Source organism: Gordonia iterans, assembly GCF_002993285.1.
GTDB classification, from domain to species: Bacteria; Actinomycetota; Actinomycetes; order Mycobacteriales; family Mycobacteriaceae; genus Gordonia; species Gordonia iterans.
In genome coordinates this window covers 1,544,956-1,569,160 of record NZ_CP027433.1, presented here as the reverse complement: position 1 = coordinate 1,569,160, position 24,205 = coordinate 1,544,956, and the positions used below count along the sequence as shown (strand labels likewise).

Here is a 24,205-nt window from a genome sequence, read left to right as displayed (position 1 = left end):
CTATCCATCCAATCCGCAGCTCCGCACTCAAAGGAATCCAATGGTGTTCAAGAAGATCACGAGCCAACTGGTCGACATCATCGAGTGGCTCGACGACTCCCGCACCACCCTCGCGTGGCGGTTCCCGCGGTACAACAACGAGATCAAGAACGGCGCACAGCTGATCGTCCGGGAGGGCCAGCAGGCGGTGTTCGTCTACCGCGGTCAGCTCGCCGATCAGTTCGGTCCCGGGCACTACGAGCTCACCAGCGAGAACCTCCCGATCCTGTCGACGCTGCAGGGCTGGAAGCACGGCTTCAACAGCCCGTTCCGCAGCGAGGTGTACTTCATCAACACCCGCCCGGTGACCGAACTCCGGTGGGGCACGGCCAACCCGGTGACCATTCGCGACCCCGACTTCAAAATGGTTCAGGTCCGCGCGAACGGGCTGTGCGTGATCCGGGTCGCCGATCCGGCGGTCTTTCTCCGCGAGGTGATCGGCACCGACAGCAACGTCGACCTCGACGAGGTCCAGGAACTGGTCCGCCGGACGCTGACGCTCGCCTTCTCGGACATGGTGCTGCAGACGGGCCTCGGCGTGCTCGACCTCCAGGGGCGACAGGTGGAGCTGTCCGAGCAGCTCAAGGAGTTCGCCGATCCGCGGATGCGCGAGTACGGCCTCCAGGTGCAGTCGATCATGCTGAACGTGACGCTGCCGCAGGAGATCACCGAGGCGATCACCCGCGGCGTCGCCCGCGGCGTCGAGGAGCAGGGCTTCCTCGATCAGGTCTCGGACATGCAGCGGTATCAGCAGGGCAAACTCGGCGATGCGATGGTCGCCGGCGCCGGCAATCCCGGCGGCTCCTCGGTGGGCGATTTCCTCGGCGCCGGCATGGGCATGGCGATGGGCCAGCAGATGGGCGGGATGGTCGCCGGACAGCCACAGCAGGCCCAGCAGGCCCAGCAGCCGAACCCCCAGCAGGCCGCGCCTCCCCCGATGCCCGGCGCCGCTCAATACCACGTCGACCAGGGCGGTCAGGCCGCCGGGCCGTTCCCGATCGCCCAGCTGCAGTCCATGGTCTCCGCGGGCACGCTGACCCCGCAAACGGTGGTGTGGAAGCAGGGAATGGCCGGCTGGACGCCGGCCGGCCAGGTTCAGGAGTTGTCGGGCCTGTTCTCCGCACCGCCGCCGCTGCCGCCGCAGGGTCCCCCGCCGGTGCCTCCCCAGAGCCCGCCGCCGACGCCTCCGCAGGGTCGGGTGATCCGAGACTGACGCGACGACCCATGGTGCAGACTCATCCGTGCCTGCAGTGCGGCGCGAACCTCGCTTACGACCCGGCGTCGGGCGCTTTGCTGTGCCGCAGCTGCGGCTACCAGCGCCCGGTCGAGGTCGACGCCGGCCGCCCGGTGCCCAGTCACAGCCTGCTCGCCATGCGGAGCGATCCGCAGATGCGCGGGCTGCTCGGGGCTGTCTCGATGGACTCCGCCGTCTACGAGATCGTCTGCCAGAACTGCGGCGGCACCACCACGTTCACCGGCACGCTGACGGCGACCAAGTGCCCGTTCTGTGCGACGCCGATCCAGCGGACCGACATCCACGACGCTCCCGACCGGCTCAAGGTCGACGGCGTCCTGCCCTTCGCGGTGTCCGACAAGCTCGCGCACGAGCATGTCGACAAATGGATCAACTCGCGCTGGTTCGCCCCGACGGAGTTCAAGAAGTACCGCGAGGTCGGCGCGCTGAGCAGCGTGTACATGTCGTACTTCGCCTACACCACCGAGGCGTACTCGGAGTACACCGGGCAGCGCGGCCGCCGCTACACGGTGACGGTCGGGTCCGGCGACAACCAGCGAACCGAGACCCGGGTCGACTGGACTCCGGTGCGCGGGCGGGTCCGCAACTCCTTCCGCGACGTCCCCACGCTGGCGAACAAGAACCTCGACGGCCGGCGCGTCGAGGCCCTCAAGCCGTGGCCGATTCACGACATCAAGCCGTTCAGCACCGAGTTTCTGGCGGGGCACCTCTCGAACACCTACGACCGCGGCCCGGAGGACACCTTCGAACTGGCGCGTCAGGAGGAGATCGACCCGACGATCCGCGAGACAGTGCGCCGCGACATCGGCGGGGACGAGCAACGCATCCACCGCGTCGACTCGCGCTTCGATCCGCTCGACTTCCGGTACCTGTTGATCCCGCTGTGGCTGCTGACCGTGGTGTACGCCGGCAAGCCGTTTCAGGTGTACATCAACGGGGTCACCGGCGAAGTCCAGGGCCAGCGCCCATACAGCTGGGTCAAGATCGTCTCGGCGGTGGTCGGCGTGATCGCCGTGATCGCGGCGGTCTGGCTGATAGTCCGAGTGGTCGGAGGGTGAATCGATGACGATGTTGATCCTGGTGGTGATCGTGCTGCTGGCGGTGTTCGTGGTGGGTGCGATCGCCGTCGCGGTGGCGCTGACCCGGAGCAGCCGTCGCGTACAGGCGAACGACGGCGCCGCGCTGGAACTCTATCCCGGTCACGACACGTCCGAGGTGCCGTCGTCGTGGGCCCGCGGGCACGACCCCGAGGCGCGCCTGCACCGCCGGATGCGCGACTCGCTGTCGGCGCTGCGCCGGTCGCCCGACTTCGACGCGACCTACCTGGACACGCGCGTGCAGCTCGAGCTGGCCGCCGCCGATCTGGATCGCCGGCTGATCGCCACCGCGCCCCTGCGCACCGAGCAGAAGCAGGAGTTCCTGACCGCGGCCGACGCCGCCGTGCAGTCGCTCGAGTCGGTGGTCTCGACCATGCTCACCGGTCGGGCGCCCGCGCCGGCGGAGCTCGACGTCGCGCTCAAGCGGCTGCAGGCATGAGCGGTACGACGATCACCGGCGCCGTGTTCGCCGCCGTCGACGACCGCGCCCGCCCGCTGCTCACCTACTACGGCGCCGGCCAGCGTGTCGGCCTGTCCGGAGCCACGCTGGAGAACTGGGCCGCCAAGATCGGCAACTACCTGCGCGACGAGGCCGGTCTGGCGCCCGGCGACGCCGTCGTCGTCGACCTGCCCGAGCATTGGCAGAGCGCCGCGGTGCTCCTCGGTGCGTGGTGGGCCGGACTGCGCATCTCGATGCACGACGACGCGACGTCCGCCGACGAAGCGCGCGTCGCGTTCACCACGCTCGACCGCGTGGACGGCCACCGGGAGGTGGAGGACCTCGTGGTGGTGCCGCTCGATCCGTTCGGCGGCCGCGTGTCCGGGCTGCCGGCGTTCGCGAACGACTTCGGCGACACCGTCCGACCGCACGGCGACCAGTTCTCCCCCGGCGGCACCGGGCCGCTGGCCCTCGGCGAGCTCACCGTGGAGCAGGTGCTGACGCGGGCCGGCGACGCCGGACAGGCAGACGGGGTGCGGCCGGGAATGCGTGTGCTCTCGACGCGGCCGTGGCAGAGCGCGGACGGCGTCGTCGTGCATCTCCTGGCGCCGCTACTGGCCGGCGCCGCACTGGTATGGGCCGATCCGGCTGCCGGACTGGACCTTTCATCGATCGCCGAGACGGAGAAGACCGGCCTCACACTCGACTGAGTGCGAGGCCGGCCTGTCCTGAGCTCCGTCGAAGGGCTTGTCCTGAGCTCCGTCGAAGGGCCTGTCCTGAGCTCCGTCGAAGGGCCTGTCCTGACGGTCAGCGCAGCAGGGCGCGCGCCATCACCAGGCGCTGGATCTGGTTGGTGCCTTCGTAGATCTGGGTGATCTTCGCGTCGCGCATCATGCGCTCCACCGGGAAGTCGGTGGTGTAGCCGGCACCGCCGAACAGCTGCACGGCGTCGGTGGTGACCTCCATCGCGATGTCCGAGGCGAAGCACTTGGACGAGGCGCTGATGAAGCCGAGGTTCTTCTCGCCGCGCTCGGCACGGGCGGCAGCGGTGTACACCATGAGGCGCGCGGCCTCGACCTTGGTCGCCATGTCGGCGATCATGAACTCGACGCCCTGGAACGAGCTGATGGTCTTGCCGAACTGCTTGCGGTCCTTGACGTACTCGATCGCCGCGTCGAGGGCGCCCTGCGCCACACCGACGGCCTGGGCGCCGATGGTCGGACGGGTGTGGTCGAGGGTGGCCAGTGCGGTCTTGAAGCCGGTGCCCTCCTCGCCGATGATCCGGTCGCCGGGGATCGTGCAGTTCTCGAAGTACAGCTCCGCGGTGGGGCTGCCCTTGATGCCGAGCTTGTGCTCCAGCGGCCCGACGGTGAAGCCGGGGTCGTCCTTGTGGACCATGAACGCCGAGATGCCGTTGGCGCCCTTCTCCGGGTCCGTCACGGCCATCACGGTGTACCAGGTGGACTTGCCGCCGTTGGTGATCCAGCACTTGGAGCCGTTGATCACCCAGCTGTCGCCGTCCTTGCGGGCACGGGTCTTCATCGACGCGGCGTCCGAGCCGGCCTCGCGCTCGGACAGCGCGTACGAGGCCATCGCCTCGCCGGAGGCGATCGACGGGAGGACCTGGGCCTTGAGCTCGTCCGAGCCGGACAGGATGAGGCCCATGGTGCCGAGCTTGTTGACCGCGGGGATCAGCGACGCGGAGACGTCGACCCGGGCGACCTCCTCGATCACGATGCAGGCCGCGACCGAGTCGCCGCCCTGACCGCCGAACTGCTCGGGGACGTGGATGGCGTTGAAGCCGCTGGCGACCAGGGCCTCGCGCGCTTCCTCCGGGAAGCGGGCGTTCTCGTCGACGTCCTTGGCGTGCGGGGCGATCGCCTTCTCGGACAGATCGCGGATCGCCTCGCGCAGAGCCTGATGCTCCTCGGGAAGCTGGAACAGATCGAAATCGGGGTTGCCGAACGCCATGGTGTCTACTCCTCTGTGGCCACTCGCACGTGGCACTGCGTGCCACGCATGGTCTGAACCAAGTGGACCACGTCCCGCTGACCGGGTCAAGCTGCACCGAACCTGCCGCCGTGTCCGTGCACCGCTCTCCCGCTGTGCGACGATCCGTGTACCACGCGAACTCCCGAAGGACTCCGATGTACCCGACTCCCCCGGCCGGGGCCGACCCGCGCGACCGCTGGTTCCACGGCGGCCCACGATCCGGCCCGCCGTCACCCGGCCCCGGCGCGCCGCCGCCCGGTGCGGTGCTGACCCGGATCCCCGGTACCCCGGACGTGTCGCGGCGGGTGAACCGAGCGGGTAGCACCTGGGATTTGCGGGTCGGCGCCTCCGTGGCGCTGGCGTTGTTCGTGCTGTGGGCCGTGTCGAAGGGCGATTCAGCCGGACCTGGATCGGCGTCTGTCTGGGCGACCACACCCAGACACTGGAACGACGGCTTATCACCCGCGTCTACGTCCGAGAAGGCATCTTCGTTCTGCTGTGCCCGGCGCAGCACCGGGGAGGCCCGAACAAGACGATGTTCGTGCCCGCCGAGCTGATCCCGCCGTTCATTCAGCAGGAACTGCTCCCCGGGTACCCGGCGGTCACCGACACGGGCCGCTGAGCTGGGCCGTCACTGCGGGCGCGTCACTCCTCGGCGAGCGTCTGGCGCAGCCGCGCCAGCTCACCACCGAGAACCTGGGCGGTGGCCGCCGCATCTCCCCGGCTCATCCGGCGGAGCAGATAGTTGTGCACCCCGGTGACCGCGGCGGCGTAGGCGACGATGCGGCTGCGCGACGTCGCCGGCCGTGTGCGCCCCAGGAAGTCCTCGAACAGCCGCTGATAGCGCGAGGCCATCACCAGCTCCCGGTCCCGAAGCGACGCGACCTGCGAGACCACGGCGTAGCGGCACTCGGCGAACTCGCGGTCGGCGGCGAAATGTGCGAACACGAGCTCGGCGGCCTCGGTGACCGCAGTCCACGGATCGCGCCCGTCCTCGGCGGCTGCCTCCAGGTGCCCGGCGACCTCCTCCAGCAGCGACTCGTGGTCGGCGAAGACCAGCCCCTCCTTGGAACCGAACTGGCGGAACAGAGTCCGTCTCGAACTTCCGGCCGCCGCGGCGACGTCGTCGACCGTCGTGGCGTCGTAGCCGCGCTCGGCGAACAGTCGGATCGACTCGGCCACGACGCGGCGGCGGAAGTCCGCCGGCGCCGCGGTGGTCTGCCCGGACACGGTCATGAGAGCAAGTATGTCGCATCGCCGGGGCACGCTGTGCCACCGCCGGCCATCGGCCGGGTGCATCAGGCGCGGGCGAAGAAGTCCTCGTAGCGGTACTCGCCGGCCGGGCGGTCGTCGGCGTGCTCGTTCTCGCGCTGCCGCAGCTCCACGCGCCGGATCTTCCCGGAGATGGTCTTGGGCAGATCGAAGAACTCCAGCCGCCGGACGCGCTGATACGGGGCGAGCTTGTCCCGGGCGAACGCGAGGATCGACTCGGCGATCTCCTGCGACGGCTCTTCCCCCGGCGCGAGCACGATGTACGCCTTGGGAACGGTGAGCCGCAGCGGGTCGGGAGCGGGCACGATCGCCGCCTCCGCCACCGCGGGATGCTCGATCAGCACCGACTCGAGTTCGAACGGCGAGACCTTGTAGTCGGAGGACTTGAAGACGTCGTCCATCCGGCCGATGTAGGTGAGGTAGCCGTTCTCGTCGCGCAGGGCGACGTCGCCGGTGTGGAAGAAGCCGCCGTGCATCGCTTCCTGCGTGCGCACCGCGTCGTCGCGGTACTCGGTCATCAGATTGGGCGCAGGCGTCGACAGGTCCAGGCACACCTCGCCCTCGCCGACGCCGTCGACCCGGACCCCGCTCACCGGATCGACCAGCACCACGCTCGCGCCCGGCAGCGGCCGGCCCATCGACCCGGGCTCCACCCGCTGACCGGGAGTGTTGCCGACCACGGCGGTCATCTCCGTCTGGCCGAAGCCGTCCCGGATCGTCAGTCCCCACGCCTGAGCGACCTGGCTGATCACCTCGGGGTTCAGCGGCTCGCCCGCGCTGATCGCCTCGCGCAGGCTGCCCGCGCCGCCGCTGAGATCGGACTTGATCAGCATGCGCCACACCGTCGGCGGAGCGCACAGGCTGGTCACCGCCTCGTCCCGGATCACGGTCAGCAGCTGCGCGGCGTCGAAGCGCGCGTAGTTCAGGACGAACACGCACGACTGCGCGAGCCACGGCGCGAAGAAGTTCGACCACGCGTGCTTGGCCCAGCCGGGGCTGGAGATGTTCAGGTGCACATCGCCCGGTTTCAGGCCGAGCCAGTACATCGTGGTCAGGTGCCCCACCGGGTAGCTGTAGTGGGTGTGCTCGACGAGCTTGGGCCGGCTGGTGGTGCCGCTGGTGAAGTACAGCAGCACCGGATCGTCGGTGGCGTTGCCCGGATGGGCAGGCGGTTCGACGACGACAGCAGCCGTGTCGGGGTACGCCGACCAGCCCTCACCGCCGCCGACGGCCACCCGCAGGTAGTCGCCGGGCACCTCGTCGAACTTGGCGGCGTCCGCCGCGTTGCACACCACGGCGCGGGCCCGGCCCCGCTCGAGCCGGTCGACCAGATCGGCGGGACCGACCGCCGTCGTCGTCGGCATCACCACCGCCCCCAGCTTGATCACCGCGAGCATCGTCTCCCACAGCTCGACCTGGTTGCCGAGCATCACGATCACGCTGTCGCCGCGCCCGACTCCCGAGTCGGCCAGGTCGCGGGCGAGAACGTCGGACCGGCGCGCCAGCTCGTCGTAGGTGTACGACGCGCGGCTGCCGTCCGCCTCGGCGATGGTCAGCGCCGCGGCGTGGTTGCCGCGGGCGAGGGGGTCGAACCAGTCGTGGGCGAAGTTGAATTGCGGCCCCACGTCCGGCCATCGGAAATCGGCGACCGCCGTGTCGTAGTCGGTGCGCAGATCGATGAGGCGATCGCGGGCGGCGGCCAGCGCCTCTCGCGGCTGGATGGTCATCTGGATACTCCTCGTGGGGTTCGATGGGCTCGTGGTTCGATGAGCGTCGCGTGCGCGTCGAACGGCGTCTGTGCTCGGGACCGGCTGTCGTCGATGTGAATCCCATCGCTCCACAGGCACCGAGTGATGTACTCAACACTCTGCGGAATCCGGCCGCTCGCGGACACCCTCCAAAGTGGGTGCCGGGTCGCCGGTCTCGTCAGATGATGAGCCGGTCCCGGCGCGCCGCCACGACCGCCTCGTGGCGGCTGTGGGCGTTCAGTTTCGCCATCGCCGACTTCATGTAGCTCTTGACGGTGTGCAGAGTCAGCCCCAGCGACTCGGCGATCCGCGCGTTGGAGTAGCCCAGCCCCGCCAGGGTGAGCACCTCGGACTCGCGGGGTGTCAAGACGCTCTGGTCCGCGGCCGGGCCGTCGCCGGATACGTGGGACAACGTCGAGCCGATCTCCTCCAGCGCGTCGCGGACCGCACCGTCGTCCACGAGGCGCATCACCTCGCGCAGCTTGGCGTGCGCCTCACGCATCTGCTGACGCAACACCCCGCTCTCGGTGTCCGAGTGGGTCCAGGTCTCACGCGCCTCGGACAGCGTCTCGGCGGCGACGATCTGCTGTTCGAGCGCCTTGGCCTCGGCGACGACGAGATCCTGCACCCGATCGCCGACGACCTCGTCGCCGCGGTAGGCGCCGTAGATCACCGCGATCGGGTTCCGGCGGACGACGACCGGGCTGGCGACCACGGCCCGGATGCCCTCGGCCCGGATGAGCTCGTCGTACCGGTGGGTGATGGCCCGGGCCTCGAAGTAGTCGTTCACCGCGCCCGGCCGCTGCAGTGCGACCACCCGGCCGCCCAGTCCCTCCCCGAGGCTGACGCGCAGCCCGGAGAGGACACCGGCCGTCGGCCCGCTGAAGCGGCTGAGCAGCAGACCGCCCTCGGCGGTGACCGGGCCGCCGAACGCCACGGACACGCCGGTCCGGTTGCGCAGCCTCGCCAGCGCTGCGTCGAGGTGGCGGCCGTCCATGCTCACATTCTGGCCTCCTGCTCCGGCTGCCGCGGGGAAAGATCGGGAACGGCCCCGGTCGGTCCGCACCATCGGGATCGAAGCGCCGCCGTGCACGATGCGGTCAGCGCAGGGTCTCGATGATGGCCGAGAAGTCCTGGCCGCCGTGCTGCTCGGCGAAGTCCGAGTACAGGCGCGCCGCCTCGGAACCGAGTGGGGCCCGGCTGCCGGTGCTCGCGACGGCGTTCATCGCCAGCCCGAGGTCCTTGTTCATCAGGGCGGTCGCGAAGCCCGGCGTGAAGCCCCGGTTGGCCGGCGATTCCGGGGCGGGCCCGGGCACCGGGCAGTTGACCTCGATCGCCCAGCAGTTGCCCGTCGCGCCGGTCACGACGTCGTACAGTGCCTGCGCGGACAGACCCAGCCGCTCGGCCAGCACGAACGCCTCCCCGACCGCGATCTGCTGCACCGCCAGCAGCATGTTGTTGCACACCTTCGCGGCCTGCCCGGCGCCGCTCTCACCGCAGTGGATGATCTTGCCGGCCATGGGCTCCAGCACTGGCCGCGCGGCGTCGAACGCCTCGGTGTCCCCACCGACCATGAAGGCCAGCGTGCCCGCGACCGCGCCCTTGACACCGCCCGACACCGGCGCGTCGACCTGCGTCAGCCCGGCTTCGACGGCGCGCGTGTGCGCGGCACGGGCATCGTCGACCGAGATGGTCGAACTGTCGATCAGCAGCGTGCCGGCGCCGGCGACGGGCAGCACCTCGTCGTACACCGCGTGCACCACGGCCCCGTTGGGGAGCATCGTGATGATCACCGCGGCGCCGGAGGCCGCCTCAGACGCGGTGTCGTGCACCTGCACGCCGGTCTCGGCTGCGGCCTCACGAGCAGCGGGCATCGGGTCGTACCCGTGCACGGTGTGGCCGGCGGCGGCCAGATTGGCGGCCATCGGACCGCCCATGTTCCCCAGTCCGAGGAATGCGATTGTCTTCACGGTGCTCTCTTCCTTCGTTCGATCAGGCGTCGCGGTACCGCGTGGCGATCGAGCGCCCCACGACCATCCGCATGATCTCGTTGGTTCCTTCAAGGATCCGGTGCACCCGCAGGTCCCGGACGATCTTCTCGATCCCGTACTCGGTCAAGTAGCCGTACCCGCCGTGCAATTGCAGCGCCCGGTCGGCGACGGCGAAGCACGCGTCGGTGACGAAGCGCTTGGCCATGGCGCACTGCTCCACCACATCCGGATCGCCCGCATCCAGCGCCCGGGCCGCGGTGGCGAGCATCAGTCGAGAAGCCTGCAACTCGGTGGCCATGTCGGCCAGAGTGAACCGGATGGTCGGCTCGTCGATCAGCGCGCCGCCGAACGCCTTTCGCGAGGCGACATAGGCCGCGGCCTTGTCGAAGGCCGCCTGTGCTCCGCCGAGCGAGGAGGCGGCGATGTTGATCCGCCCGCCGTTGAGCCCGCGCATGGCGATGCCGAATCCGATCCCCTCGGTCTCGCCGAGGAGCGCGGACCGGGGGACGTGCACATCGTCGAAGATCACCTGCGCGGTCGGCTGCGCATGCCAGCCCATCTTGTGCTCCTGCGCACCGAAGCTCAGCCCGGGTGCGTCAGCCGGCACCAGGAAGGTGGAGATCCCCTTCGGCCCCGCACCGCCGGTGCGGGCCATCACCACGTACAGGTTCGACGCTCCCGCGCCCGAGATGAACTGCTTGACGCCGTTGAGCACGTACTCGTCGCCGACCCGCTCGGCCCGAGTGGCCAGCGCAGCCGCATCCGATCCGGCTCCGGGTTCGGTCAGACAGTACGAGGCGATGGTCTGCATGCTCGCCAGCCGCGGGATCCACTCCGCCCGCTGCGTCGGAGTGCCGTAGGCATCCACCATCCAGGCGCACATGTTGTGGATCGAGAGGAACGCCGCCACCGCCGGATCGGCGTAGGCCAGTTGCTCGAAGATGCGCACCCCGTCGAGCCGGCGCAGGCCCGAGCCGCCGACGTCGTCCCGGCAGTAGATCGCGCCCATGCCGAGTTCGGCGGCCTCGCGCAGCTCGGCGACCGGGAAGTGCCGCTGCGCATCCCAGTCGAGAGCGTGCGGCGCCAGCTTCTTGGCGGCGAAGGCCGCGGCGGTCTCGACGAGGACGCGCTCGTCGTCGTCGAGGCCGGCAGTGCCGCCGGAGATCTCCGTCATCGCCCCTCAGTCCATCGTCGGGATGACGAACTCGGCGCCGTCCTTGACGCCGGACGGCCAGCGGGAGGTGACCGTCTTGGTCTTGGTGTAGAACTGGAACGCCGTCGTGCCGTGCTGATTGAGGTCGCCGAACCCGGACCGCTTCCAGCCGCCGAAGGTGTAGTAGGCGACGGGCACCGGGATCGGCACGTTCACACCGACCATGCCGGCCTGTACGCGCGACGTGAAATCGCGGGCGGCGTCGCCGTCGCGGGTGAACACGGCCACCCCGTTGCCGTATTCGTGCTCGTTCGGCAGCGCCAGAGCCTCCTCGTAGTCGGCGGCCCGGACGATGCACAGCACCGGGCCGAAGATCTCGTCGGTGTAGATGGTCATGTCCTTGGTGACGTGGTCGAACAAGGTCGGTCCCACGTAGTAGCCGCCCTCGATGCTCTCGCCGTCGAAGCTGTCGCGGGCCGGGCCGCGGTGGCGGCCGTCGACGACGACCTCGGCGCCCGCCGCCTCCCCGGCGTCGATGTAGCCGAGCACCCGCTCCCGTGCCGCCGCGGTGATCAGCGGCCCGTAGTCGGACTCGGGGTCGAGCGAATGCCCGACGCGCAGCGCCTCGACCTTCTCGACCAGCTTGCCGCGCAGCGCCTCCGCGGTCTGCTCCCCGACCGGGACGGCGACGCTGATCGCCATGCATCGCTCCCCGGCGCTGCCGAAGCCGGCGCCGAGCAGTGCGTCGGCGGCCTGATCCAGGTCGGCGTCCGGGAGGATGATCATGTGGTTCTTGGCGCCGCCGAAACACTGCGCGCGCTTACCGTGCGCGGCGGCGGTGGAGTAGATGTAGTCGGCGATGTCGGAGCTGCCGACGAAGCCGACGGCCTTGACGTCGGGATGGGTCAGCAGTGCGTCGACCGCCTCCTTGTCGCCGTGGACCACCTGGAAGACGCCGTCGGGCAGACCGGCCTCGGTGAAGAGCTCGGCGAGACGGACCGGAACGGACGGGTCGCGCTCGGAGGGCTTCAGGATGAAGGCGTTGCCACAAGCCAGGGCCGGCCCGGCTTTCCACAGCGGAATCATGGCCGGGAAGTTGAACGGCGTGATCCCGGCGACGACGCCGAGCGGCTGGCGCATGTCGTAGACGTCGATCCCCGAGCCCGCGCCCTCGGTGTAGGAGCCTTTCAGCAGGTGCGGGGCGCCGATGCAGAACTCGATCACCTCGACGCCGCGCTGGATGTCGCCCTTGGCGTCCGGCAGGGTCTTGCCGTGCTCCAGCGACAGCAGCGTCGCGAGCTCCTCGATGTTCTCGTTGACCAGGTCCACGAAGCGCATGAGCACGCGGCCCCGCCGCTGCGGGTTCCAGGACGCCCACTCACGCTGGGCCCGGCCGGCGATCTCGACGGCGGCGCCGACCTCGGCTGCCGAGGCCAGCGGCACCTGCGCCTGCACCTGTCCGGTGCTCGGGTTGTAGACGTCGGCGCGGCGCGAGGACGCCGGCGCACCGGCGATGGTCGTGGTGCGCTGGCCGCCGATGTAATGGTCGATGGTCTGGGTCACGGGTTTCTCCTGATCTGGGATTTCTCTGGGTGTGCGGGGCGGGCCGGGTGTGCGGCCCCGGGTCAGCGGTGCACGAAGTTCGGCGGGCGCTTCTCGACGAAGGCAGCCATCCCTTCGGCGCGGTCTTCGGTGGCGAAGGTGGCGTAGAACAGGTTGCGTTCGGCGCGCACGCCCTCGGCCAGGCCGCCCTCGAAGGCGCGGTTGACCGCCTCCTTGGCGAGCGCGTTCGCGATCTGCGACTTGCCGGCGATCTCCGCGGCCACCTCGATCGCCACCGCCACGGTCTGCTCCGCCGGGACCACACGGGCCACGAGTCCGAGGCGTTCGGCCTCGTCGACCTTCATCCGGCGCCCGGTGAGGATCATGTCCATCGCCTTGGCCTTGCCGACCGCTCGGGTCAGCCGCTGGGATCCGCCGATGCCGGGGATGGTGCCCAGATCGACCTCGGGCTGACCGAATACCGCGGTCTCGCCGGCGATGATGATGTCGCAGAGCATCGCCAGTTCGCATCCGCCGCCCAGGGCGTAACCGTTGACCGCGGCAATGGTCGGAGTGCGCAACTCGGCAAGTCGGTCCCACGCCGCGAAGAAGCGCTGGGTGAGGACGTCGCTGCAACTCAGCGCCGCCATCTCCTTGATGTCCGCGCCTGCCGCGAAAGCGCGGTCGGAGCCGGTGAGGACGATCGCGCCGATCTCCGGGTCGGCGTCGAACGCACGGGCTGCGCCGACCACCTCGGTCATGAGCTCGCTGTTGAGGGCGTTGAGCGCCTGCGGCCGGTCGAGCCGGACCACACCGACCCGGCCGCTCGTCTCGGTCGTGATCGTGGCGTATCGGGATGCGGTCATCGCAGGGTCTCCTCGAGGGTCGTGGCGGCGGTTCCGGGGCCGAAGGTCAGTTCCAGACCGGCAGGCAGCGGTGCGGTGAAGGCGGCGACCTCGTCGGCGGGCACCGCACGCGTGTCGTCCTGCTGCCACGTGGGCCGCCGGTCCTTGTCGATCACCTGGGCGCGGATGCCCTCAGCGAGGTCGCCGTGCTGCAGGCAGCGCAGCGAGGTGCGGTACTCGCGCCGCAACGCATCCCGCAGCGACGAGTCCTCGCGAGCGGCCCGCAACGCGGCCAGGGTGGCGGCCGCGGCGGTCGGCGACTTCGCCGCGAGCGCCTCGGCGGCCGCCACCGACTCGGCGGTGCCCAGCGCCCGGCAGTTCTCCTCGATCTCGGCCACCGTGTCGGCGGCGAAGGCCTCGGCGATCCACTCGCGCTGCTGTGCCAGGGACGATTCCGGGGGATCAGCGGCCACGGCGGCGAGCGCATCGTCGACCGATACCGCGACCAGGCCCGCGCGCAGAGCGCCGAGTCGTTCGGCGGGCACGTAGTGGTCGGCGAGGCCCAGTGCGATCACGTCCGCACCCGACAGCTGGGTCGCGGTGAGGGCCGCATAGGTGCCCAGCTCACCCGGGACCCGGCTCAACAACCAGGTGCCGCCGACGTCGGGCACCAGCCCGATACCGGTCTCCGGCATCGCCAGCCGCGTCCGGTCGGTCACGACACGGACGCCGGCGTGCGCGGAGACGCCGACGCCACCGCCCATCACGATGCCGTCCATGATCGCCACGTAGGGCTTCGGATAGTCGGCGATGGCCGCGTTGAGACGATACTCCTCGCGCCAGAACGCGGCGGAGTCGCTGGCGGCCGCGGCCTCGTCGCCGGCGCCACGAAGCGCGACGGCATCGCGATGGATCGCGACCACGTCGCCGCCGGCGCACAGGCCGCGCGTGCCGGCCCCGTCGAGGACCACCGCGCGCACCCGGGGATCGACGGCCCAGTCGTCGAGCACCGCCGTCAGGATCGCGACCATCTCACGATTGAGCGCGTTGATCGCCGCCGGCCGGTTGAGCGTGAGCGTGCCGATGCCGTCGGACTCCTCGGCCACCACCACCGCTTCCGCGTGATCACTCCTGGGCCGATCACTGTGGGGCATCGTCTCTCCTCGGTTCTGGTCGTCTGACGGGTCTCGTCTCACCGCCGCCGCTGTGTGTTCTGCATCTCATCGTCAAGGCAGTCGGCGGTGGCGTCAATGCGCAGAGATGCACCACCGGGCGGGCAGTTCTGCACGCAGACGTGCTCCCCGAGGCTGGTGTTTCGCCTACGATCTGACCCATGCCCCCTCCGCCCCGCGCCCCGGTCGATCCACGGTCGATCCGCGCGGACGACCTGCGGTACCTCCTGACCGTGGCCCGGGCCCGGAACCGGGCCTCGGCGGCCGCCGAGTTGGGCGTCGACGCCAGCACGGTGACGCGCCGCATCCGCGCGCTGGAACGCGCGCTGGGTACCCGCCTGCTGCAGCAGGGTGCCGCCGGCTGGTCGCTGACCGAGCGCGGTCGCGCCGTCGCCGAATCCGCGCACCCCATCGAAGCGGCCGTCGAGCGCGCCGTCGGCGCCGTGGCCGGCGGCGACCAGCACCTGTTGCGCGGCAACGCCCGGGTCACGGCCCCCGACGCATTCGGCGCCTGCTTCGTCGCTCCGGCGATGGTCCGTCTGCGGGCGGCGCATCCCGATCTGACAGTCGAACTCCTCACCGCGACACGCGAACTGAACCTGCACCAGTCCGGATTCGACGTGGCGATCACGCTCGGCGTGCCCGCCAACGCCCGCCTGGTGTCCGAACCGGTCAGCGACTATTCGCTCGGCCTCTACGCCGCGCAGCACTACCTCGCCGAGCACGGCACACCGGAAACCCTCGACGAGATCCGGAGCCATCCGCTGATCTGGTACGTCGACTCCCTGCTTCAGGTCGGCGAACTCGACCTCGACAAGCACCTGCCGGGCGTGACGCCGACTCTCATGTCCACCAACGTCTTCGCCCAGGTGGCGGCCACCCGGTGCGGCGGCGGAGTCGGACTGCTGCCCGCGTTCGTCGCCGACCGCCACGGCGACCTGCAGCGGATCCTCCCGCGCGCAGTCGACGTCCGCCTCACCTTCTCCCTCGCCGCCCGCCGAGACCGGCTCGCCAGCCCCACCGTGCTCGCCATCCGCGATGCCGTGCGCGCCGAGGTCGCCGGCCGCCGCGACGAGCTCCTGCCGGCCGTCGACTGACACCGATTCCGGCATACCCCTCTTTCGGGGGTATCGCGGTGTGAACTGCCACACAATCATCTCTGGATGTGACGGCGACAGGTCGTCCCATCCAGGAGAGGTACCCCTACATGTCAGTTGACACGCCACCGCAGAAGGCTCCGCTGCCCCCGGCGACGCCGACCTCCATGCGGAGAGTCGCCGTCGCGAGTTGCATCGGCACCACGATCGAGTACTACGACTTCTTCATCTACGGCACGGCCGCGGCTCTGGTCTTTCCGCACATCTTCTTCCCGGCGCTCGGCGCGACTGCCGGCACGGTCGCCTCGTTCGCCACCTTCGCCGTCGCCTTCCTCGCGCGCCCGCTCGGGGCCGTCGTCTTCGGCCACTACGGCGACAAGCTGGGCCGCAAGGGCACCCTCGTCACCACCCTGCTGATGATGGGCGTCGCCACCGTGGCCATCGGCCTGCTGCCGACTGCCGCGACGATCGGGGTGCTGGCCCCGATACTCCTCGTCGTGCTGCGCTTCGTCCAGGGCCTCGCGGTCGGCGGCGAATGGGCCGGAGCCAACCTTCTCACCGCGGAGTACGCCCCGGTCGGCAAGCGCGGCTACTATGCCGTGTTCCCCCAGATGGGCCCCGCCCTGGCCTTCGCCCTCTCGAGCACCACCTTCCTGCTCAGCGACATCCTGCTGGGTGAGGACGTGTTCATGAGTTACGGCTGGCGGATCCCCTTCATCGCCAGCGGCGCGCTGGTGATCGTCGGCCTCTACATCCGCCTGAACATCCAGGAGACCCCCGCTTTCAAGGCGCACCAGCGCACCGCTGCCGCCGACGCGGCGGCCGGCGTGAAGAAGCCGCTGCCGTTCCTGGAGGTCATGAAGCTCCAGCCGAAGGAGGTCCTGCTGTCGGCCGGGCTGATGACCTTCCCGTTCGCCTTCTTCTACATGGGCACCGCCTACCTGACCGCGTACGGCACCAAAGCCGACGGCGGCGGGCTCGACCGACAGATGGTGCTCGCCTTCGGCATCGGCGCCGCCGTCATCCTCGCCGCCACCACCCTGCTCGGCGGCGTCTGGTCGGACCGGGTCGGCCGCCGACCAGTGATCATCGGCGCCTCGGTCGCCGCCTTCTTCTGGGCGCTGGCCCTGTTCCCGATCCTCGACATCGGCACCCCGGCCGCGTTCGGACTGGGTCTGGCCGGCACGCTCGCCATCTTCGGCCTGGCATTCGGACCGGTCGGTGCCTACCTGCCGGAACTGTTCGAGACCCGTTTCCGCTACACCGGCGCCGGGGCGGGCTACAACCTCGGCGGCATCCTGGGCGGTGCGATCCCGCCGCTGATCGCCCCCGGCCTGGCGGCCGCGTACGGCGGATTCTCGATCGGTGTGATGCTCGCGGCACTGGCCCTGATCAGCCTGCTGTCCACCGTCGCCCTCGCGGGCCGCACGCGTATGCGGGCAGACGAGGCCGCGGTACCGCTCGACTGAGCATCCGCACGACGACGCCCGGCCTGCGCCCCGATTCCGGAACGCAGGCCGGGCCGCGTGATCGCCGGCCGCCGACACCAGACACCAGTGTCCCGTGTCGAAAGTTCTTTCGCGGTATGCCGGGGCCCGATGAACGTCTGGCGGCGTTGTCCTCGGTCAGGATACCTGCCGGTATCCCTCCCTCGTCCGCCTTGCCGGCCGCCCATCGGACTCCCGGCAACCATCGAGAAACTTCCGACACGGGACACTAGATGATTGATTCCCGGTGATGTGACTGGTGTGTCGCGTGGGATTTTAGTTTGAGGCCGTTCAGGATCGGCGTTGCTAAACGCAACGACAAGGACACCGGTACGGACACCGAGGGCTGGGCACTCACCGGAGCCCAGCCGACGAACGCCGGCGCACTTGCGTACGTCGTCTGTCTGTGGGCCGCTGATCCGGTTGGTGAAGGCGGACGGCGTCGGGTGTCGGATGTCGGCACTCCTGGGCAGCACGGACAGCCTGGCCGCGGTGGTGCGGTCAGACATCCCTGGTTGTTGAGTGTCAAGCTGCGTGGGGTCCCGGCGTAGTTCTTGCAGGCTTTGGAGCTGCGGTAGCGTCCTGGAGCGTCCCCGAACTCGGCGAGCACGGTCCAGGGTCGCCGGGTGGTCCGGAGTCGTCTGGTCCGGCCCCCGCGGTGGGGTGGCCGTGCCCGGGGTCGGGTGCCGGTCGTTCGGGGGCGAGGCGTTCGGGGTGGAACATGATGTTGCTCTGCCACCGGGTGCCGCGTCCGACGGGTCGCCAGCCGACGTGTCCGGCGTCGGGACCGAAGGTGAGGACCGTCGACTCCCAATGGCCCGGGGTGGTGCCGTTCATGCGGTTGTGCCGTCCGCACGCCACACCCAGACGGTCGATATCGGTCTGGCCGTCGTCGGTCCAATCCGGCATGCGTGGGCCTGAGCATGCGTGGCGGAGCTTGCGACGACACGCGGTCGAAGGGTGGTGGGCTTGGGTACGGATGAACGGCACCGTGCAGCCCGGCGCGGTGCACCCCCGGTCACGGGCGAACAACGCCAACCGCTGCGCCGCCGTCGCGAACCGGCTCGCCCGCCCCATATACAAGATTTGTCCCGTGGCTTTGGAGAACACCGCCAGATACGGGACCGTGTCAGCGGCGAACTGCACCAGATCCGACACCGGGATCCGGGTACCAGTGGCGGTCCAGCCGATCCCGGCCTGACGCGCCAGATCCTCATCGGTCACCGTCACCACCGTCTGCGACGGAATCCGGGTGGGTGCAGGTTGCCCGGCCAGGGCGAGGGCCCAGTCGCACAACGCTTCCAGAGCGTCGTGCTGACGCTGCCCGAGCATGCGGGTGTCCCGCTCTGCCGCAGCCGCCAGGACGGCGGAGTCCAGGCCGGGCTGGTCGGCCGCACCACCCGGGGAGTCCGGGTCATCGGGGTTGTTCATCCCCGCAGTGGCCCACTGATGCAGGATCACCTCCAGTTTGGCGCGCAGCACCGGGGTGAGCAGAGCCCGCACTTTGCTCATCAACTGCCGGTTCTGCGGCTGCAGATTGAACGTGCGGCGCCGGGCCCGGTCGTGGTCGTCGGCCAGAGTGCCGTCGGGGTCGAGCCACGCCAGGATCCGGTTACCCACCACCGTCACCGCGGCAGGGTCCAGACGCCGCGCCGCATCAGCGAGCATGGCCTCGGCCTTCACCCGGTCGTCATGGGTGACCGCGGTGGGGAGTTTGTCCATGATCTCGGCCACTGCGGCGACGTGGGCGCCGCCGGCGTCCCCGTCGGCGGCCGCCGTGGCGGTCGCGGCCAGGTGGGGTTCGAGACGCTCACCAGTCAACGCGCCCATCGCGCCGATGCCCTCGGCGGTGACCCGCCGCCGGCCGGCCTCACCCACACCCAGACGCGCACCATAGGCGTACAGCTGGTGGACCGAGATGTGTCCGGCGGTCCGGTACACGCCACGGTCGGAGATCTCGATGTACAAGGCGGCATCGAACACTTCGGCGCGGCGACGGGTCTGCTCCCGAGCATCGAGCAACCCCAACAGACCGTCGTCGGACTCGGCGGCCACCAGTGCGGTCGCCTCGGCGGTCAGGCGCTGCTCGGCGGCAGTCTGCACCGCCAACAGTTCTGCCGGTGACAGGGTCGCGACAAAAGCGGCCGGATCGAGCACCGCACCCTCACCGGCACCACGGGCAGCGGCAGAATCGTTGTTGTACGAGATGCCGTTGACGGCCACGGCGCTCACCTCCCCCGAAGCATTGTTTCCGCTGGTCGACCGGATTTCTCGTTCATCTTGTGTGTCTGAGATCACTCTACGGCGACCCTCTGACAGTTACGCTCTTCGCTTCGCGGGCAGGGCGTTTCGACACGGCGCTCGGCTGGCGCCTCGCACCGGCTCAACGAGCGAGGGGGCTCCGCCGGCGCCTCGCACCGGCTCCAACGAGCGAGGGGGCTCGGCCGGCGTTTCGCACCGGCTCAACGAGCGATGGGCGACGAGAAAGTCGTCGCGGGTCACGTAGAGCGCGGTAGCGAGGTCGTCCAGATCGGTGAACATCTCGGCTCCTACGTCGACGTTGTTGTCAGCAACACCGTTCCTGGGCGACCTCGCTCCCTGATCCCTCGCGACACACCAGTCACATCACCGGGAATCACTCATCTAGTCTCGGCCCATGAACCTCCTACTGCTGTCGTGGGGCGCGAGTGCGGTTCCGGGATTCCTGGCCGACCACACCGGCAAGGAGCCCGGCGACGTCCGGCTCGGTTATCTGAACGACGCGATGCTCCCGTACCAGAACGAAGAGTTCGTCGAGATCGATCGCTACCGGCTGATCGACTTCGGCTACCGGCCGATCACGGTCACCGCGCGCGACGTCCCCACGGCCGAGTCGTTCGCCGACATCCTCGACGGGCTCGACGCGCTCTACGTCTGCGGCGGCGAGACCTTCGTCCTGCTCGACCACCTGCGGCGGAACAGCCTGGCCGACGTCCTGATCGACAAGGTCCGCGACGGCCTCCCGTACATCGGGCTGTCCGCAGGCGCGGTGATCGCCGGGGCCAGCATCGAGCCCGTGTCGACCATGGACGATCCCACTTCCGCACCGGGACTCAGCGACTACCGCGGACTGTGCTTCGTCGGCACATCGATCATCCCGCACGCCGACGGCCGGATCGAGCTCTTCCCGCCCGAACTGATCGCCGACACCGTGCGCGAGTACTCGCCCCGGTTCGATCTGACCCTGCTGCACGACGATCAGGCGCTGCTCGTCTCCGGCGACGAAGTCACCGTCGTCGAGTCCCGCTGATCAGCGCCGCCGCAACCAGTCGAGATAGGCCCGCCCCCTCGGCGCGAGCTCGTAGCCGACGTCGTGACTGATCGTCAGCCCGAGGGCCTTGAGCTTGCGGATGTCGGTCTTCATCGGCTGCAGTTCCACCTCGCGCAGTTCGGCGAGCCGCTTGGACACCACCCGCGGATGCTCCTCGATCCACTGCAGAGTGTCGCGGGTCCAGCCGTCGCCCAGTCGGCGGTCGATCACCGACGTGCGGCGGAGGATCTCCGCGCACGCGGCGTCGTTGGGCAGCTCTTCGCGGAGCGCCAGGCGCGGATCCTCCCCCGCCCACTCGAGGTTGATCCGGTAGACGTGCTCGCCGCCCTTCGATCCACGAGCAGACGGTGCCCGTTTCGTTCTGGGCGCCAGAGCTTTTCGCAGGGCCTGCGCATCCTTCATCCCCGCCGCGCGGGCCGCGCGATCGGTCAGCTTGTCGAGGTCGTTCACTCGCGCGACCCGGGTGAACCGCACGAGTCCGGCCGGAGTCAACTGCGTGCCGCCCACCTTCACCCGCGGCGCATCCCATCGCCGGTATTGCGCGGTCACCGTTCCGGCGCGGATCTGTTCGGCGATCGGCTTGGAGATGAGCACCCGCCGATGCTCCCACCCCGGCCGCCGATAGGCCAGTATGGAGACGTGAGAGTTCCCCGCCTCGTCGCCCGCGCCAACAAATACGTGACCAATCCGATCCAGGGCCTGTGGGCCCCGCGGCTCGCCCCGTGGGCCGTCGTCGAACACGTCGGGCGCATCTCCGGTACGGCCTATTCGACGCCGGTGCTCGCCTGGGTCCGAGACGGCCGCCTCTCGATCCCTCTCGTGTACGGCGCCGACAGCGACTGGGTTCAGAACGTCCTGGCCGCAGGCGAGTTCATGCTGGTCCGCGGCGGGCGGCGGCAGCACATCGCCGGTCCGCGGATTCTTCCGCCGGACTCGCCGGACGTCGTCGGCCTCGCCAAGGTCGTCGGCCGTCCGTTCGACGGCGTCCTGTTCGGCCGAGTCACCGGAGCATCCTCGTGATCGGCGAACTCGACGGCTTCTCCGCCCACGAGTTCACCCACCACGACCCGGCGACCGGGACCATCACGCACCGCTACTACCAGCGGGGCTCGGGACCGGCGGTGATCGTGATCCCCGAGATCCCCGGAATCACCCCCAAGGTGCTCGACTTCGCTCACCGCGTCGCACGCGCCGGGCTCACCGTCTACCTGCCCTCCCTGTTCGGAGACGACGGCGCGTCCCCGCTTCCGGCCGGCGCCTCCGATTACCCGAGAGTCGCGGCGACGATGACCAAGGCCCTCGGAAAGGTCTGCGTCTCAAGAGAGTTCACCATTTTCGCCACGGGCAAGAGCTCACCGGTGGTGGTGTGGCTGCGAGCGCTCGCGGCAGAGGCGCACTCCGAGTGCGGCGGGCCGGGCGTCGGGGCGGTCGGCATGTGCGTGACCGGCGGTTTCGCGCTGGCGATGGCGGTCGACGACCGAATGCTGGCACCGGTGCTGTCGCAGCCCTCGATCCCGCTCGGGTTCACTCCGGGACGGCGTCGCAACATCGACATCTCCTCGCGCGATCTCGAGACGGTCAAGGCACGTTGCGCCAAGGGGTTGCAGGTCCTCGGCGCGCGGTTCGAGGGCGACCGGCTGGTCCCCGGGTCGCGCTTCGAGTTCCTCCGCGAGCAACTCGGCGACGCCTTCATCGGCGTCGAGCTGCCGGATTCGGCCGCCAACCCGGAAGCCCTGATTCCGCCGCACTCGGTCCTGACTGAGCATCTGATCGACGCTCCCGGGCAGCCCACCCGCGACACCCTCGATCAGGTGATCGAGTTCTTCCGGACCAAGCTGGAGGTCGCCGGATGACGATCGACGGCACCGATCACCGGATCGTTCCCGACCTGCGTGTGCTCGACGACCCGTTCGGATCGGCGCTGCGTGGACGCCACCGGCGCTTCGCCCGGTCGCACGGCACGGCGATCGCCTACCGGCCGGACGTCTCGGTGTTCTTCGCCCATCCGCCCGAGCTGACCGACGACGACTACGCCGACCTGGCCGCGCTCGCCGGACCCGGGGGCACCGTGGGACTGCGCGACCGCAGCAGCCCGCTGCCCGGGGACTGGACGGTCGTGGCGACCTATCAGCTGGTGCTCTACACCGGTGAGGAGGTGGTTCCCGCGGACGACCCCGGCCTGGTGCGCCTCACGGCGGACGACGTCCCGGAGATGACCGCCCTGGTCGAGCTCACCGCCCCGGGCCCGTTCGCCCCGCGCACCATCGAGCTGGGCACGTATCTGGGGTTCCGCGATCCGGCGACCGGCCGGCTCCTGGCGATGGCCGGAGAGCGGGCCAAGCCGGACGGCTGGACCGAGATCAGCGCCGTCTGCACGCACCCGGACGCTCGCGGGAGAGGCCTGGCGCGCCGCCTCATCGCCGCGGTGGCCCACGAGATCCGGGAGTCCGGCGACCTGCCCTTCTTGCACACCACCACGGACAATCCCGCGTGCGCCCTCTACCAGTCGATGGGCTTCGTCCGGCGAGACGTGCTCCCCCTGGAGATCGCCCAGATCCCCCGTTGACCCCGCTCGCTCGTTGACCCCTCGCTCGTTGAATCCCCTCGCTCGTTGAATCCCCTCGCTCGTTGAATCCCTCGCTCGTTGAATCCCTCGCTCGTTGAATCCCCTCGCTCGTTGAGCCTGTCGAAACGGAAAGAAGCGATGTTCGATCCCACGTCCCTGACCCACCCGATCGTCGGCGCACCGATGGCCGGCGGCCCCTCGACGCCCGAGCTCACCGCGGCCATCAGCGCGGCAGGCGGGTTCGGCCTGCTGGCCGGCGCGTACCTGTCCCCCGCAGCGCTGCGTGAGGAGATCACGCAGGTCCGGTCGTCGACGTCGGCGCCGTTCGGCGTGAATCTGTTCGTCCCCGAGGAGATCCCGTTCGACGCCGAGGCCTTCGAACGGTACCGGGAGCGCCTGGTTCCGCTGGCCGACCGGTTCGGCGCAGGACTCGCCGAGTCCGTGGCGTACACCGACGACGCATTCGACGAGAAGGTCGCGGTGCTCCTCGACTCCGGCGTCGCGGCCGTCTCGTTCACCTTCGGCATCCCCGCGCCCGAGGTGTTCGCCGCGTTCGCCGACCGCGGCATCGCCGCGATCGCCACGGTCACCGGGCCGATCGAGGCGGAGACCGCGATCGCGGCCGGAGCGACGGCCCTGTGCGCGCAGGGGGTGGAGGCCGGAGGTCACCGCGGCACCTTCCACATCCTCGACGACGATCACGCACTGCCGGTGCGGCAGCTGGTCGAGGCGGTGTGCGGACTCGACGCCCCGGTGATCGCCGCGGGCGGCGTCGGCCGCCGCGACGACGTCGTCGCCCTGCTCGATGCCGGTGCGGCCGCGGTGCAGGTGGGCACACTGTTCCTGCGCTGCCCCGAGGCCGGGACCCGCGCCGCACATCGCGCAGCGCTGTCCGATCCGGCATTCACCGAGACCGCCACCACCCGCGCCTACTCCGGTCGGCTGGCCCGCGGACTGGTCAACGACTTCATCCGGGCACACACCGACGCCGCCCCGCCGGTCTATCCCCAGATCAACACCCTGACCGGACCGCTCCGCAAGGCCGCAGCGGACGACGCCCAGGTGATCAACCTCTGGGCGGGCACCGGCTGGCGCGGCGCCGAGGCGATCCCGGCCGCCGACGTCGTCGAGCAGCTCTCGCCGCGCCCCTGAACTGATCCCGCGCCCACGCGGTCGGATTCCGTACCGACTGTTGGATTC

The 24,205-nt window shown here is 69.9% G+C and carries 23 protein-coding genes; 12 read left to right on the top strand and 11 right to left on the bottom strand.

The annotated features are described in order from the left end of the window. The first annotated feature begins 40 nt into the window (after window positions 1-40). From C6V83_RS07320 to C6V83_RS07305, 4 genes are read left to right on the top strand one after another with little or no spacing between them, the layout of a single operon-like run. Window positions 41-1,252 (top strand): SPFH domain-containing protein, encoded by a 1,212-nt coding sequence (locus C6V83_RS07320; RefSeq protein ID WP_105941845.1) that lies wholly within the window; start codon window positions 41-43, stop codon window positions 1,250-1,252. Between the two features lie 11 nt (window positions 1,253-1,263). Beyond that, on the top strand, window positions 1,264-2,352 hold the full coding sequence (locus C6V83_RS07315; RefSeq protein WP_105941844.1) for a hypothetical protein: 1,089 nt from the start codon (window positions 1,264-1,266) through the stop codon (window positions 2,350-2,352). Between the two features lie 4 nt (window positions 2,353-2,356). Beyond that, the gene (locus tag C6V83_RS07310) at window positions 2,357-2,830 is read left to right on the top strand and encodes a nucleoside/nucleotide kinase family protein (RefSeq protein WP_159067468.1); all 474 of its coding nucleotides are present in this window, start codon (window positions 2,357-2,359) and stop codon (window positions 2,828-2,830) included. Beyond that, a complete protein-coding gene (locus C6V83_RS07305; RefSeq protein ID WP_105941842.1) occupies window positions 2,827-3,540 on the top strand; it encodes a TIGR03089 family protein in 714 nt (237 codons plus the stop codon). The genes C6V83_RS07310 and C6V83_RS07305 overlap by 4 nt, the downstream gene beginning before the upstream one ends. A gap of 97 nt (window positions 3,541-3,637) precedes the next feature. On the opposite strand, the gene C6V83_RS07300 is transcribed toward C6V83_RS07305, so the two are convergent. Further along, entirely contained in the window at window positions 3,638-4,801 is a 1,164-nt protein-coding gene (locus C6V83_RS07300) for an acyl-CoA dehydrogenase (RefSeq protein ID WP_105941841.1), read from the bottom strand. A 394-nt stretch (window positions 4,802-5,195) separates the two neighbouring features. On the opposite strand from C6V83_RS07300, the gene C6V83_RS07295 reads away from it, so the two are divergent. Beyond that, entirely contained in the window at window positions 5,196-5,444 is a 249-nt protein-coding gene (locus tag C6V83_RS07295) for a hypothetical protein (protein ID WP_105941840.1), read from the top strand. A 23-nt stretch (window positions 5,445-5,467) separates the two neighbouring features. Here the strand turns inward: C6V83_RS07295 and C6V83_RS07290 are convergent, their stop codons facing one another. The 8 genes from C6V83_RS07290 to C6V83_RS07255 all read right to left on the bottom strand — a co-directional run bounded on the left by C6V83_RS07290 (window position 5,468) and on the right by C6V83_RS07255 (window position 14,527). Continuing rightward, window positions 5,468-6,058, bottom strand: coding sequence for a TetR/AcrR family transcriptional regulator (locus tag C6V83_RS07290; protein ID WP_105941839.1), 591 nt, complete (start codon window positions 6,056-6,058; stop codon window positions 5,468-5,470). Between the two features lie 62 nt (window positions 6,059-6,120). Next, a complete protein-coding gene (locus C6V83_RS07285) occupies window positions 6,121-7,821 on the bottom strand; it encodes an AMP-binding protein (RefSeq protein ID WP_105941838.1) in 1,701 nt (566 codons plus the stop codon). A gap of 199 nt (window positions 7,822-8,020) precedes the next feature. After that, a complete protein-coding gene (locus C6V83_RS07280; protein ID WP_105941837.1) occupies window positions 8,021-8,839 on the bottom strand; it encodes a helix-turn-helix transcriptional regulator in 819 nt (272 codons plus the stop codon). A gap of 103 nt (window positions 8,840-8,942) precedes the next feature. After that, on the bottom strand, window positions 8,943-9,812 hold the full coding sequence (gene mmsB / locus C6V83_RS07275; RefSeq protein ID WP_105941836.1) for a 3-hydroxyisobutyrate dehydrogenase: 870 nt from the start codon (window positions 9,810-9,812) through the stop codon (window positions 8,943-8,945). Window positions 9,813-9,834: 22 nt separating this feature from the next. After that, window positions 9,835-11,007: an acyl-CoA dehydrogenase family protein gene (locus C6V83_RS07270; RefSeq protein ID WP_105941835.1), complete on the bottom strand. Its 1,173-nt coding sequence runs from the start codon at window positions 11,005-11,007 to the stop codon at window positions 9,835-9,837. A gap of 6 nt (window positions 11,008-11,013) precedes the next feature. Then, entirely contained in the window at window positions 11,014-12,549 is a 1,536-nt protein-coding gene (locus C6V83_RS07265; RefSeq protein WP_105941834.1) for a CoA-acylating methylmalonate-semialdehyde dehydrogenase, read from the bottom strand. Window positions 12,550-12,611: 62 nt separating this feature from the next. Further along, window positions 12,612-13,394, bottom strand: a complete 783-nt coding sequence (locus C6V83_RS07260; protein WP_105941833.1) for an enoyl-CoA hydratase-related protein — start codon at window positions 13,392-13,394, stop codon at window positions 12,612-12,614. Further along, window positions 13,391-14,527 carry an enoyl-CoA hydratase/isomerase family protein gene (locus C6V83_RS07255; protein ID WP_105941832.1) on the bottom strand — a complete coding sequence of 379 codons (1,137 nt, stop codon included), beginning with the start codon at window positions 14,525-14,527 and terminating at the stop codon, window positions 13,391-13,393. Before C6V83_RS07255 ends, C6V83_RS07260 begins: the two co-directional genes overlap by 4 nt. A gap of 179 nt (window positions 14,528-14,706) precedes the next feature. On the opposite strand from C6V83_RS07255, the gene C6V83_RS07250 reads away from it, so the two are divergent. Then, on the top strand, window positions 14,707-15,642 hold the full coding sequence (locus C6V83_RS07250) for a LysR family transcriptional regulator (protein WP_105941831.1): 936 nt from the start codon (window positions 14,707-14,709) through the stop codon (window positions 15,640-15,642). A 110-nt stretch (window positions 15,643-15,752) separates the two neighbouring features. Then, window positions 15,753-17,111, top strand: coding sequence for an MFS transporter (locus C6V83_RS07245; RefSeq protein WP_105941830.1), 1,359 nt, complete (start codon window positions 15,753-15,755; stop codon window positions 17,109-17,111). 543 nt (window positions 17,112-17,654) lie between these two features. Here C6V83_RS07245 and C6V83_RS07240 read toward each other — a convergent pair. Next, window positions 17,655-19,352 carry an HNH endonuclease signature motif containing protein gene (locus C6V83_RS07240; protein WP_159067467.1) on the bottom strand — a complete coding sequence of 566 codons (1,698 nt, stop codon included), beginning with the start codon at window positions 19,350-19,352 and terminating at the stop codon, window positions 17,655-17,657. A 433-nt stretch (window positions 19,353-19,785) separates the two neighbouring features. Here C6V83_RS07240 and C6V83_RS07235 point away from each other — a divergent pair, with 433 nt between their 5' ends. After that, window positions 19,786-20,418, top strand: a complete 633-nt coding sequence (locus C6V83_RS07235; RefSeq protein WP_105941828.1) for a Type 1 glutamine amidotransferase-like domain-containing protein — start codon at window positions 19,786-19,788, stop codon at window positions 20,416-20,418. On the opposite strand, the gene C6V83_RS07230 is transcribed toward C6V83_RS07235, so the two are convergent. After that, window positions 20,419-21,033 (bottom strand): ASCH domain-containing protein, encoded by a 615-nt coding sequence (locus C6V83_RS07230; RefSeq protein ID WP_105941827.1) that lies wholly within the window; start codon window positions 21,031-21,033, stop codon window positions 20,419-20,421. Window positions 21,034-21,078: 45 nt separating this feature from the next. On the opposite strand from C6V83_RS07230, the gene C6V83_RS07225 reads away from it, so the two are divergent. The 4 genes from C6V83_RS07225 (at window position 21,079) to C6V83_RS07210 (ending at window position 24,157) form a co-directional block, all read left to right on the top strand. Further along, on the top strand, window positions 21,079-21,459 hold the full coding sequence (locus tag C6V83_RS07225; RefSeq protein WP_105941826.1) for a PNPOx family protein: 381 nt from the start codon (window positions 21,079-21,081) through the stop codon (window positions 21,457-21,459). Further along, entirely contained in the window at window positions 21,456-22,292 is an 837-nt protein-coding gene (locus tag C6V83_RS07220) for a dienelactone hydrolase family protein (RefSeq protein WP_105941825.1), read from the top strand. Before C6V83_RS07225 ends, C6V83_RS07220 begins: the two co-directional genes overlap by 4 nt. After that, window positions 22,289-23,005 (top strand): GNAT family N-acetyltransferase, encoded by a 717-nt coding sequence (locus tag C6V83_RS07215; RefSeq protein WP_105941824.1) that lies wholly within the window; start codon window positions 22,289-22,291, stop codon window positions 23,003-23,005. The genes C6V83_RS07220 and C6V83_RS07215 overlap by 4 nt, the downstream gene beginning before the upstream one ends. Before the next feature lie 138 nt (window positions 23,006-23,143). Then, entirely contained in the window at window positions 23,144-24,157 is a 1,014-nt protein-coding gene (locus tag C6V83_RS07210) for an NAD(P)H-dependent flavin oxidoreductase (RefSeq protein ID WP_105941823.1), read from the top strand. Window positions 24,158-24,205 lie beyond the last annotated feature (48 nt).

Excerpts from the sequence above, each read along its gene's own strand:
- C6V83_RS07320 (WP_105941845.1), top strand. The coding sequence starts at position 41 with ATGGTGTTCAAGAAGATCACGAGCCAACTGGTCGACATCATCGAGTGG.
- C6V83_RS07315 (WP_105941844.1), top strand. The coding sequence starts at position 1,264 with ATGGTGCAGACTCATCCGTGCCTGCAGTGCGGCGCGAACCTCGCTTAC.
- C6V83_RS07310 (WP_159067468.1), top strand. The coding sequence starts at position 2,357 with ATGACGATGTTGATCCTGGTGGTGATCGTGCTGCTGGCGGTGTTCGTG.
- C6V83_RS07305 (WP_105941842.1), top strand. The coding sequence starts at position 2,827 with ATGAGCGGTACGACGATCACCGGCGCCGTGTTCGCCGCCGTCGACGAC.
- C6V83_RS07300 (WP_105941841.1), bottom strand. The coding sequence starts at position 4,801 with ATGGCGTTCGGCAACCCCGATTTCGATCTGTTCCAGCTTCCCGAGGAG.
- C6V83_RS07290 (WP_105941839.1), bottom strand. The coding sequence starts at position 6,058 with ATGACCGTGTCCGGGCAGACCACCGCGGCGCCGGCGGACTTCCGCCGC.
- C6V83_RS07285 (WP_105941838.1), bottom strand. The coding sequence starts at position 7,821 with ATGACCATCCAGCCGCGAGAGGCGCTGGCCGCCGCCCGCGATCGCCTC.
- C6V83_RS07280 (WP_105941837.1), bottom strand. The coding sequence starts at position 8,839 with ATGGACGGCCGCCACCTCGACGCAGCGCTGGCGAGGCTGCGCAACCGG.
- C6V83_RS07270 (WP_105941835.1), bottom strand. The coding sequence starts at position 11,007 with ATGACGGAGATCTCCGGCGGCACTGCCGGCCTCGACGACGACGAGCGC.
- C6V83_RS07260 (WP_105941833.1), bottom strand. The coding sequence starts at position 13,394 with ATGACCGCATCCCGATACGCCACGATCACGACCGAGACGAGCGGCCGG.
- C6V83_RS07255 (WP_105941832.1), bottom strand. The coding sequence starts at position 14,527 with ATGCCCCACAGTGATCGGCCCAGGAGTGATCACGCGGAAGCGGTGGTG.
- C6V83_RS07250 (WP_105941831.1), top strand. The coding sequence starts at position 14,707 with ATGCCCCCTCCGCCCCGCGCCCCGGTCGATCCACGGTCGATCCGCGCG.
- C6V83_RS07245 (WP_105941830.1), top strand. The coding sequence starts at position 15,753 with ATGTCAGTTGACACGCCACCGCAGAAGGCTCCGCTGCCCCCGGCGACG.
- C6V83_RS07235 (WP_105941828.1), top strand. The coding sequence starts at position 19,786 with ATGAACCTCCTACTGCTGTCGTGGGGCGCGAGTGCGGTTCCGGGATTC.
- C6V83_RS07215 (WP_105941824.1), top strand. The coding sequence starts at position 22,289 with ATGACGATCGACGGCACCGATCACCGGATCGTTCCCGACCTGCGTGTG.
- C6V83_RS07210 (WP_105941823.1), top strand. The coding sequence starts at position 23,144 with ATGTTCGATCCCACGTCCCTGACCCACCCGATCGTCGGCGCACCGATG.